Origin of the sequence: Nocardioides sp. (assembly GCF_034670285.1) — a bacterium.
GTDB lineage: Bacteria > Actinomycetota > Actinomycetes > Propionibacteriales > Nocardioidaceae > Nocardioides.
In genome coordinates this window covers 1-9,771 of record NZ_JAXMNS010000105.1, presented here as the reverse complement: position 1 = coordinate 9,771, position 9,771 = coordinate 1, and the positions used below count along the sequence as shown (strand labels likewise).

General features: G+C 70.1%; 11 protein-coding genes. 5 read left to right on the top strand and 6 right to left on the bottom strand.

Annotated features, from left to right (window positions below):
* A partial coding sequence (locus VOI19_RS07295; RefSeq protein WP_323792298.1) for an NAD(P)-dependent oxidoreductase occupies nucleotides 1-227 on the bottom strand: 227 nt, incomplete at its 3' end.
* An 88-nt stretch (nucleotides 228-315) separates the two neighbouring features.
* Between VOI19_RS07295 and VOI19_RS07290 the strand changes: the two genes are divergently transcribed.
* Nucleotides 316-840, top strand: coding sequence for a YbhB/YbcL family Raf kinase inhibitor-like protein (locus tag VOI19_RS07290; RefSeq protein WP_323792297.1), 525 nt, complete (start codon nucleotides 316-318; stop codon nucleotides 838-840).
* A gap of 121 nt (nucleotides 841-961) precedes the next feature.
* Entirely contained in the window at nucleotides 962-3,004 is a 2,043-nt protein-coding gene (locus VOI19_RS07285) for a PAS domain-containing sensor histidine kinase (protein ID WP_323792296.1), read from the top strand.
* On the opposite strand, the gene VOI19_RS07280 is transcribed toward VOI19_RS07285, so the two are convergent.
* A complete protein-coding gene (locus VOI19_RS07280) occupies nucleotides 2,988-4,046 on the bottom strand; it encodes a PP2C family protein-serine/threonine phosphatase (protein ID WP_323792299.1) in 1,059 nt (352 codons plus the stop codon). The two genes, VOI19_RS07285 and VOI19_RS07280, sit on opposite strands and share 17 nt — an antisense overlap.
* A 100-nt stretch (nucleotides 4,047-4,146) precedes the next feature.
* Between VOI19_RS07280 and VOI19_RS07275 the strand changes: the two genes are divergently transcribed.
* The 3 genes from VOI19_RS07275 to VOI19_RS07265 all read left to right on the top strand — a co-directional run bounded on the left by VOI19_RS07275 (nucleotide 4,147) and on the right by VOI19_RS07265 (nucleotide 6,187).
* Nucleotides 4,147-5,103 carry an alpha/beta hydrolase gene (locus VOI19_RS07275; RefSeq protein WP_323792295.1) on the top strand — a complete coding sequence of 319 codons (957 nt, stop codon included), beginning with the start codon at nucleotides 4,147-4,149 and terminating at the stop codon, nucleotides 5,101-5,103.
* A 43-nt stretch (nucleotides 5,104-5,146) separates the two neighbouring features.
* Nucleotides 5,147-5,539 carry a hypothetical protein gene (locus VOI19_RS07270; RefSeq protein ID WP_323792294.1) on the top strand — a complete coding sequence of 131 codons (393 nt, stop codon included), beginning with the start codon at nucleotides 5,147-5,149 and terminating at the stop codon, nucleotides 5,537-5,539.
* 75 nt (nucleotides 5,540-5,614) lie between these two features.
* Nucleotides 5,615-6,187: an RDD family protein gene (locus VOI19_RS07265; RefSeq protein WP_323792293.1), complete on the top strand. Its 573-nt coding sequence runs from the start codon at nucleotides 5,615-5,617 to the stop codon at nucleotides 6,185-6,187.
* Between the two features lie 18 nt (nucleotides 6,188-6,205).
* Here VOI19_RS07265 and VOI19_RS07260 read toward each other — a convergent pair whose 3' ends face one another.
* The 4 genes from VOI19_RS07260 to VOI19_RS07245 form a co-directional block, all read right to left on the bottom strand.
* A complete protein-coding gene (locus VOI19_RS07260; protein WP_323792292.1) occupies nucleotides 6,206-6,982 on the bottom strand; it encodes a sulfite exporter TauE/SafE family protein in 777 nt (258 codons plus the stop codon).
* A 1-nt stretch (nucleotide 6,983) separates the two neighbouring features.
* The gene (locus VOI19_RS07255; RefSeq protein WP_323792291.1) at nucleotides 6,984-8,150 is read right to left on the bottom strand and encodes an SPFH domain-containing protein; all 1,167 of its coding nucleotides are present in this window, start codon (nucleotides 8,148-8,150) and stop codon (nucleotides 6,984-6,986) included.
* A gap of 65 nt (nucleotides 8,151-8,215) precedes the next feature.
* Nucleotides 8,216-8,677 carry an NfeD family protein gene (locus VOI19_RS07250; RefSeq protein WP_323792290.1) on the bottom strand — a complete coding sequence of 154 codons (462 nt, stop codon included), beginning with the start codon at nucleotides 8,675-8,677 and terminating at the stop codon, nucleotides 8,216-8,218.
* A gap of 46 nt (nucleotides 8,678-8,723) precedes the next feature.
* The gene (locus tag VOI19_RS07245) at nucleotides 8,724-9,518 is read right to left on the bottom strand and encodes an ABC transporter ATP-binding protein (protein WP_323792289.1); all 795 of its coding nucleotides are present in this window, start codon (nucleotides 9,516-9,518) and stop codon (nucleotides 8,724-8,726) included.
* Nucleotides 9,519-9,771: the final 253 nt, after the last annotated feature.

The window sequence follows — 9,771 nt, the reverse complement described above, 5'->3', positions numbered from 1 at the left end:
GTGTCGTCGAGGTCGTCGGGGACGAAGCCGCGGGCCAGCCACGTCGCCTCACCGCCCTGCACCAACCCCTCGATGGCCGGGCTCACCGCGGGCGACACGACGACCACGTCGGCCCCCGCCTTGATGAGGTGCGGGACCCGTCGCTGCGCCACGTGGCCGCCCCCGACCACGACGACGCGGCGTCCGGTCAGACGTAGACCGGTCGGGTAGGCGTAGAAGTCGTCCATCTGCCCCATCATTCCGCCTCTGCGTGGAAGGCGGGCACCGAACCTCTGGGGTGGACCTCGACGACCGGTTCACGGCTATGTTCGGGTCATGGTTCTCGAGCGCCCCGTCACCCCCAATCCCTACGACCTGCTCCCCGTGGTCCCCGACTTCACGGTGACGAGCAGCGACGTCACTGACGGCGCGCCGCTCTCGGACGCCCAGGTCGCGTCGGCCGGCGACACCTCGCCCCAGCTGTCCTGGGACGCCGTCGAGGGCGCACAGAGCTACACCGTCACCTGCTTCGACCCCGACGCACCCACGCCCAGCGGCTTCTGGCACTGGGTGCTGGTGGACCTCCCCGCCGACGTGACGTCCCTCGACGCAGGCGCCGGGGCCGATGGTGCGGCGTTGCCGGGCGACGCTTTCATGTGCCGCAACGACGGCGGGTCCAAGGCCTTCATGGGCGCGGCGCCGCCCGCCGGCGACCAAGTGCACCGCTACTTCTTCGTCGTCCACGCCGTCACCAAGGCGACGCTGGGCGTCGACTCCGACGCCTCCCCCGCCGTGGTCTCCTTCAACCTGGCCTTCAAGACCGCCGGGCGCGCCATCCTGCACGGCACGTACGCGCACTGACCGAGGGCGTGAGGCGCGCCCCGGAGGGCGCGTCGAGGGATTGACGATGCTCGGGACAGGACCGTCGGGCTGTGTCAGGGTGAGGTACCACTGATCGCGTAGGACCCCCGGGGGCCTGATCATGAGCGGTCTAGAGCTCTTTCTCGTCAGCGTCGTCATCTACGCCGCGATCCCGTTCGCCATCCTCGCCACCGGGCAGCTCCGCTACGTTCTGCTCTTCACCCACCTCTCGGCGGTGCTGGTGCTCGGGGGGTTCTTCAACGCCGTCTACCGGTTGCCCGTGGTCGGCGACGTCGACCTCGGCGCCGGGCAGGTGCTGTACGGCGCCCTCATGTTCACGACCCTGGTGAGTGTCATCGTCGGCAGGGACCTCCGCGCCGTGCGCACCGTGGTCGCTCTGGTGATCACGACCAACGTGCTGGTCTCTTCGTCGTTCTTCGTCGCCCGCCACGCGTTGCGTGATGGTCAGGGCTTCGGCAGCGGACTAGTGGAGCCTGCACTCCTCGACCAGTCGCTGCGCGTCGTGATCGGCGGAGGCGCGCTCATCGTGGTCGAGCTCCTCGCCCTGCTCGCGTTCCTCGAGTTCGCCAAGGCGCGGCTGCGACCGGTGCTGATGGCCCCGATGTACGTCGTGGGGTACGTCGGCACCCTCGCGCTCGACGGCGTGCTCTTCCCCATCGCACTGATCGGACCCGGCATCCTGTCGGTCGACCTGCTGACGGCGACCGTGTCCGCCAAGATCGTCCTCGCGCTGGCCTTCTCGGTCCCGCTGGCCCTGCTCGTGGTGGTCCACCGGCGCACGGTCGCGCTCTACGAGGCCACCCCGCTGCACCTGCGCAACCTCGTGATGTCCGGTCCGGCCGAGGTGATGCGCCGGCTCGCGCGTCAGGAGGAAGAGCTGCACGCAGCGACCGACCGTGAGGAGCGCGCCACCGCCACGGTCGGCCAGATCCTCGACAGCGCGACCAACACCATCCTCATCGCCCTCGACACCGACTGCCGGATCACCCACTTCAACGCGGGCGCCGAGCAGCTGCTCGGATGGTCGGCAGCCGAGGTCCGAGGTCGGACCCCCGAGATGCTGCACCAGGACGACTACTGGAGGCAGCAGGCCGAGCGGCTGCACGTCGACCCGACCCCGGGCAGGGTGGTGCCCGCGCTCGCCGACGAAGCCACGAACCGCGAGCTGCTGATGAGGACCCGGTCGGGCGCGCCGCTGCCCGTGTCGGTCGGCACGACGCGCATCCTGGGCCCGGAGGGCCGGCTCATCGGCTACGTGACGACCGGCGAGGAGATCAGCGCGCGCCTCGAGCTCCAGCAGGCGACGCTCAGCGCACTGCGGCGCGACCAGGAGTCGCTGCAGCGGTTGCGAGAGGCCAACGCCTTCAAGGACTCCCTCATCTCGACCGTGAGCCACGAGCTGAGGACTCCCCTGTCGAGCATCACCGGCTACCTCGAGCTGTTGCAGGTGGGAGATCTCGGCCGCCTCACCGAGCCTCAACAGGCAGCGGTGGAGTCCCTCGACCGCGGCAACCGACGCCTCACCCAGCTGGTGGACTCCCTGCTCACGCTCTCGCGCGTCGAGACCGGGAGGGGTGACGTGCCGCTCGGCGAGCTGGACCTCGCCGAGGTGATCGACCGTCTCCGCCCGGCGATCGCCGACCTCACCAGGGCGGCGGATCCGCGGGTCGAGGTGACCCTCGCAGTCCCCGGCCGGCCGGTGCCGGTGAACGGCGACTTCGAGGCGATCGAGACCCTCGTGATCAACCTCGTCAGCAACGCTCTCAAGTTCACCGTGGGGGCAGGCTCCGTGGTGCTCAGCGTGTCCGAGGCGGACGACGGAGCGACCGACGGAGCGACCGGGCCGCCGTCCGGTCCGACCCTCGTCGTGCGCGACACCGGGATCGGGATACCGCTCGACGAGCAGTCGAGCCTGTTCACGACCTTCTTCCGCTCCAGCGAGGCCACTCGAAGAGCGATTCCAGGGACGGGTCTGGGTCTCAGCATCGTGGCCGCGATCGTCCAGCGGCACGACGCGGCGATCTCGGTCGACTCCCGGCCCGGCCACGGCACGGCCGTCACGGTCCGCTTCCCACGCCTCGATCGCATGGCGGCGGGCGACACCGACACCGACACCGTCGCGGACATCACTCCCGCGCGATGATGAGCACCGCACGGTCGTCGTCGCCGCGCTCGACCCGGGAGACGATGCGCTGAGCGGCCCCCTCCACGCCGTCGAGCATCGCCGCGCGGCCGACTTCTCGAAGCCACTCGATGCGGTCGTCGAGGTGCGAGCGAGGTGACTCGATCACCCCGTCGGTGTAGAACATCAACGCGTCGCCTGCCTGCAGCGTCCCGTGACTGGCCTCGAGCTCAGGATGCACGTCGATGCCGAGCGCGAGGCCGCGCGAGTTGTCGATCGTCCACTGCCGTTCGCTCGCCGACCAGCGCAACGCGGGCGGGTGACCCGCACTACGGATCGTGTAGGACCCGTCGACCAGGCCCACGCTCACGTGCACCGCGGTGGCGAAGGTCTCCGGCGCCTGCTGACGGAGCAGCACGTCGTTGGCCGCGAGGAGGAGATCATCCTCGTGGATGGTGCCGATCAGTCCGCTCAACGCACCAGCGAGCAGCAGCGCCGACGGCGCCGCCGTGAGGCCCTTGCCGACCACGTCGACGAGCACGAGCTCGAGCCGTTCGTGGTCCGGGTCGAGGTCGGCGACCATGAAGTCGCCGGCGTAACCGACGCCGTACGCCCCGACCATGGCGCTCTGGGCGGCCCAGCCGTGCGGCAGCGGCGGCACCTGGCCCTGCGCCGTCAGCCGGTCGCGCAGGTCGGCCAGGAGCGCCTCGCTCAGCGGCGTGGGCAGGCCGCTGCGCTGGCGGCTGGCGAAGTAGAGCACCAGCGCGACGCTCAGCAGCAGCAGGACGCCGATGCTGACCAGTGAGGGTGCGGAAGACGCGGCTGTGAGTGACCCGGTGCCGAGGCCGGCCAGCAGGATGACTCCCGTGAGCAGCAGCAGCGGTCCGAATCGCAGCAGCAGCATGCCCACGAAGAGCCAGAGGAAGTAGCCGGCCAGGGGAAAGAGGTCGTAGCGGAACAGGGAGAGCCCGAACCACAGCCCGACGCAGGCGAGCAGACCCAGGAGGGTCGTCATCTGGCTGCGATGGGTGCCTGCACGCCACGACCCCGTCATCTCGTGCATCCAACTCACGACCGCACCGTAGCCGCCCGATCCACGCTCCGGGCCGGTATGCCGTAGACCCGTGCGCGTCGCAGGCAGCCGGACCGGCAGAATCCTCGGCATGCGCGATCGCCAGACACCCGACATCCTGGGCGAGCCCTGGGAGTCCGAGACGATCAGCCTGCCCCCGGACGGCGAGGGTCCGGTGACCGCCACGCTCGTGAGGCGGCGCGCCGAGCGCTCGAACGGGCGGGCGGTGCTCCACGTCCACGGGTTCGCCGACTACTTCTTCCACACCGAGTACGCCGAGTGGTGGCTGGAGCGGGGCTACGACTTCTACGCCGTGGACCTGCGCAAGTACGGCCGCTCGATGCTGCCGCACCAGACCCCGACGTACGTCGCCGACCTGTCCGAGTACTTCGCCGACCTCGACGCCTGCTGGTGGCGGGTGGCCGAACGCGACGAGCACGACCACGTGGTGCTGTCCGCTCACTCCACCGGGGGTCTCACGGCCGCCCTGTGGAGCGATGCCCGTCAACCGGCCGAGCTGGCCGGGGTGGTGCTCAACTCGCCCTGGTTCGACCTCCAGGGGCCGGCCTGGATGCGGACCCCGGTGGCGGACGCCGTGCTCGAGCGGCTGGGCCGGCTGCGCCCCATGCACGCCCTCGGTCGTGACGTCACCGGCGTCTACGGCCGCAGCCTCCACGTCGACTTCGGCGGCGAGTGGGACTACGACCTGGGCTGGAAGCCGATCGAGTCCTACCCGATCCGTCTGGGGTGGCTCCGCGCGATCCGACGCGGCCACGCCGCCCTCCACGCCGGGTTGTCGGTGCTGGCGCCGGTGCTCGTGCTGTCCTCGGCCTCGACCCGTCACACCGTCGAGCTGGACGACATCGCCCACAACCACGACATCGTCCTCGACGTGCCGCAGATCCGGCGTTGGTCCACGTCGGTCGGGCCGCACATCAGCTATGTCGCGATCGACGGGGCACGCCATGACGTCGTGCTCTCCAGGCCCGAGGCTCGCGCCCTCGTCTACGACCAGCTCGAGCGCTGGCGCCGTGCCCATCTCGACTGAGACCGCTGACGGGTGATTCTCACCGGACGCTAGGGTCCGAGACATGAACTCTGTGACCGGACTCTCCCTCGGCCGGATCGGCATCGGCGTCGCCTCCCTCATCAAGCCCGACCTCGTGCAGTCGTCCATGGGGACCACCACCAGCAACCCGCTGCTGACCCAGTGGTTCGGGTCGCGCGAGATCGCGCTGGGAGCCGCCACCCTGCTGGCGAGTGGCAGCGCCCGACGCAGCCTCGTGCTCATCGGGATGGCCGTCGACGGCGCCGACGCGGCCACTGCCTACCAGGCGGTGGAGAAGGAGCTCATGCCCCGCAACATCGGTATCGCCGGCACGGCAGTCGCTGCCGGTGCCGTGCTCGCCGGCCTCCTCGGGCTGCGCGTCAAGAAGGTCGTCAAGCTCACCAGGGCCGAGAAGAAGGCGCTCGCGCAGGCCTGAGCCACTCTGACCCGACTTCGAGCGTTTTCGCCGAAGCCATTGCCGTCGCGCGACGGTGTTGGGAGTGTGGTGGGCATGAGTGAGACGCCGCCGCCACCACCGCCACCGCCGCCCGGACAGTACGGCGGAGCGCCGCCACCGTCCGCCGGACCACCCGGTGGCACTCGCCCAGCAGAGCTGATGGACCGGTTCCTGGCCCGCCTCATCGACGGCGTCGGGTTCGGAATCGTCTACGGGATCATCTACGGGATCCTCGGCGCCATCTTCCTCAGCGGCTTCTACAACAGCCGCGGCGAGCTCTTCGTGTTCTACCTGTTCCTCCAGGTCTTCTCGGTGGCCGTCTACATCGGCTACAACGCCTGGTTCGAGTCGAACAAGGGCGCGACCATCGGCAAGCAGATCATGAAGCTCAAGGTCATCGGCCCTGACGGCGAGAGCAACCCGACGCTTCAGCAGGCCGCCATACGCAGCAGCTTCCAGGCGCTCGGTCTCATCAGCATCGTCCCGATCGTCGGACCGTTCCTGGGCACGATCGCGTTCATCGGCGCGGTGATCTTCATCGCGGTGACGATCAACAACGACACCGTGAGTCGTCAGGGCTGGCACGACAAGCTCGCCGGCGGCACCACGGTGCTCAAGATCGGCTGACGACCGGCCCGAAGCGCCTCACGTCACGACGAACGTCGTCAGGGCGACGACTCCCACCACCACGATCACGGTGCGCAGCACGATCGGCGGGAGTCGTCGCCCGACGCGTGCGCCGATGAGACCACCCATCGTGGCTCCGACGGCGATGAGCCCCACGATCGCCCAGTCGACGTCGGCGACGACCACGAAGATCACGCCGGCCACGGTGTTCACGGCTCCGGCCAGGACGTTCTTGACGGCGTTGTTGCGCTGGATGTCCTGCGGCACGCCAACGCCCAGCACGCCCATCAGGAGCACGCCCTGGGCTGCGCCGAAGTAGCCCCCGTAGATGCCGGTGCCGAGCACGGTCGGCCACACCCACCGGCCCTCGTGCTCGCGGACGGGTGCGCCGGTGCGCTCCCGGAGAACGGCACGAGCGGCTACCCGGCGGGCCAGCCGGGGCTGGACGACCACGAGCACGACCCCGAGACCGATCAGCACGGGCACCACGGCCTCGAAGGCACTGTCGGGGAGCACCAGCAGCAGCACCGCGCCGATCCCCGCGCCCAGGACCGAGGCCGACAGCAGCCGCAGCACCAGGGGACGCTGCCCGACCAGCTCGCGACGGTAGCCGTAGGCGCCGGTCCACGAGCCCGGCACGAGCCCGATGTTGTTGGAGACGTTCGCCGTCACCGGCGGGACCCCGAACGCCAGCAGCGTCGGGAAGGTGATCAGGGTGCCCGAGCCGACCACCGTGTTGATGGTTCCCGCCCCGATCCCGGCAAGCAGGATCAGGGCCGCCTCGAGCCCCGTCACCTCAGGGCTGCGGCGGAGCCGGCGGCTCCTCCGGCGGGACCTCACCCGGGGCCACCGACGGGTCGGCGACAGCGCCGCCGCCGGTGGACGGCGCCGGCTTGTTCGGGTTGGCGGCGGCCTGGGCCTCCGCGATCGCCTGCTCCACGGCCGCGCTCGTACGGCGGCGCTCCTCGTCAGCGATGCCGTCACCGCCCAGGGCTGGGGTGTCGGTCGAGCCCATGTCGACCCGCTGACGCACGCCGTCGGTCTTGTCCGGGATGCCCTTGAGGTCGTTCATCGTCGAGCCGAGGCCCTCGAGGGCCTTGCCGATCTCGCTCGGGACGATCCACAGCTTGTTGGACGTGCCCTCGGCGAGCTTGGGCATCATCTGGAGGTACTGGTAGGACAGCAGCGACTGGTCGGGGTTGCCGTCGTGGATGGCCTGGAAGACCGTCAGGATCGCCTGGCCCTCACCCTGGGCGCGCAGGATCGAGGCCTCGCGGTCGGCCTGGGCGCGCAGGATCAGCGACTCGCGGTCACCCTCGGCCGAGAGGATCGAGGACTGCTTCTCGCCCTCGGCGGTGAGGATCGCCGCCTGGCGCCCACCCTCGGCGGTGAGGATCTGCGCCCGCTTGTCGCGGTCGGCGCGCATCTGCTTCTCCATCGAGTCCTTGATGGACGGCGGCGGGTCGATGCCCTTGAGCTCGACGCGGTTGACGCGGATGCCCCACTTGCCGGTGGCCTCGTCGAGGACCCCGCGCAGACGGGTGTTGATCTCGTCGCGGCTCGTCAGCGTGCCCTCGAGGTCCATGCCACCGACGATGTTGCGCAGCGTGGTCATGGTGAGCTGCTCGACGGCCTGGATGTAGTTGGCGATCTCGTAGGTGGCCGCGACCGGGTCGGTGACCTGGAAGTAGATGACGGTGTCGATCGAGACCACCAGGTTGTCCTGGGTGATGACCGGCTGCGGCGGGAAGCTGACGACCTGCTCACGCAGGTCGATCTGGTAGCCGACCTTGTCGATGAACGGAACCACGATGTTGAGTCCGGCCGACAGGGTCACGCGGTACTTGCCGAAGCGTTCGACGATGCCGGCTCGAGCCTGGGGGATGATCCGCACGGTCTTGGCGAGCAGCACGATCACGAAGACCAGCAACAAACCGAACACGATCAACAGGGCGTCAGCCATGGTTCTCCTCGAGATTTAGGGGTCAGGCACGAAAAGATCTGGGGGCCGAGCGGGTCAGGAGACCCTCACGGCTCGAGACGTGGCACGGGGTGCACGTAGGCGGTGGCGCCACGGATCTGGAGCACCTCGACGGTCTCACCCTCCGCAATGGTCAGGGTCTCGTCGTACGGCGCCGCGGTCCAGACGTCACCGCCGAGGGAGACCCGGCCGACCTGCAGACCACTGATCGCCTGGGTGACGGTGCCCTGCTGGCCGAGCAGCTTGTCGTGGCCCTGGGTCAGCGTGGGGCCGTCGTGCAGCTTCTTGGCCATCGAGGGGCGCACGAGCGCGAGCATGCCCACCGACGCGCCGGCAGCCACGACCGCCTGAAGGGCGAACGGTGCACCGAGGAGCGCGAGCACCATGCCGGAGACCGCCCCGACTGCGAGCATGATCAGGATCAGGTCCAGGGAGAACATCTCGGCGACGCCGAGCACGACGGCGGCAGCCAGCCAGGCGCTCCAGAGGTTTTCGGTGAGCCAGTCCATGAACCGACTCTACCCAGAGCCCCCGGGTGCAACCCCGCAGGTGGGGTCAGCGGTGGCGCGTCTTGCGACGGGCCGCGTAACGGCCATCGGCCTTGCTCAGCGCCAGCGGCATCCCGAAGGCCGCCGACAGCGACCGCTCGGTCAGGACGTCGTCGAGGGGACCCTCCGCCACGACCCGACCCTGCCGCAGCAGCAGCGCGTGGGTGAAGCCCGGCGGGATCTCCTCGACGTGGTGGGAAACGAGCACGGTGGCCGGCGACTCGGGGTCGTAGGCCAGCGTGGAGAGCGTCGAGACGAGGTCCTCGCGGCCGCCGAGGTCGAGGCCGGCGGCAGGCTCGTCGAGCAGCAGCAGCTCGGGATCGGTCATCAGGGCGCGAGCGACCAGCACGCGCTTGCGCTCGCCCTCGCTGAGCGTGCCGAAGGTCCGGTCGGCGAGGTGCTGCACGCCGACCTCGATGAGCAGGTCGTCGGCACGCCGGTGGTCCTCGTGGCCGTAGTCCTCCTGCCAACGCCCGAGCACGCCGTACGCCGCCGACAGGACGGCGTCGCGCACGAGCTCGTGGCGCGGGACCCGCTCGGCCAGGGCTGCACTGGTGAGTCCGATACGGGGGCGCAGCTCGAAGACGTCGACGGCGCCGATCAGCTCGCCGAGCACCCCTGCTGCTCCACCGGTGGGGTGCAGCTGGGCTGCCGCGACCTGGAGCAGCGTGGTCTTGCCCGCTCCGTTGGGCCCGAGCACCACCCACCGCTCGCCCTCGCGCACCACCCAGGTGACGCGGTCGAGGAGAACGGCGTCACCGCGGCGCACCGTCACGTCGGAGAACTCGAGCACCGCAGCCATGGCGCCACCCTAGTGGCCGACCAAGGAGTCCCTCGCCCAGCCCTCAGGCGTCCGGGGAGGTTGCGCGGCGCGGCTATCGTCGGACGGCGTGACCGACCACGACGCCTCCGAGCTCACCCCGCTCCCGCTCTCGGGACGTCTGGCGTGGTGGGGCACGGCGTGGGTGCGCGGCCACGTGGGCCCCGACGACCTGCTCGACGCGGTGCTGGCCGACGACGTGACGCACGTCGTCCTGGGCCCGGAGGGAGCGGGC

Bases quoted from the DNA above. Each gene is read 5' to 3' on its own strand.
- VOI19_RS07290 (WP_323792297.1), top strand. From the start codon at position 316: ATGGTTCTCGAGCGCCCCGTCACCCCCAATCCCTACGACCTGCTCCCC.
- VOI19_RS07285 (WP_323792296.1), top strand. From the start codon at position 962: ATGAGCGGTCTAGAGCTCTTTCTCGTCAGCGTCGTCATCTACGCCGCG.
- VOI19_RS07280 (WP_323792299.1), bottom strand. From the start codon at position 4,046: ATGCACGAGATGACGGGGTCGTGGCGTGCAGGCACCCATCGCAGCCAG.
- VOI19_RS07275 (WP_323792295.1), top strand. From the start codon at position 4,147: ATGCGCGATCGCCAGACACCCGACATCCTGGGCGAGCCCTGGGAGTCC.
- VOI19_RS07270 (WP_323792294.1), top strand. From the start codon at position 5,147: ATGAACTCTGTGACCGGACTCTCCCTCGGCCGGATCGGCATCGGCGTC.
- VOI19_RS07265 (WP_323792293.1), top strand. From the start codon at position 5,615: ATGAGTGAGACGCCGCCGCCACCACCGCCACCGCCGCCCGGACAGTAC.
- VOI19_RS07255 (WP_323792291.1), bottom strand. From the start codon at position 8,150: ATGGCTGACGCCCTGTTGATCGTGTTCGGTTTGTTGCTGGTCTTCGTG.
- VOI19_RS07250 (WP_323792290.1), bottom strand. From the start codon at position 8,677: ATGGACTGGCTCACCGAAAACCTCTGGAGCGCCTGGCTGGCTGCCGCC.
- VOI19_RS07245 (WP_323792289.1), bottom strand. From the start codon at position 9,518: ATGGCTGCGGTGCTCGAGTTCTCCGACGTGACGGTGCGCCGCGGTGAC.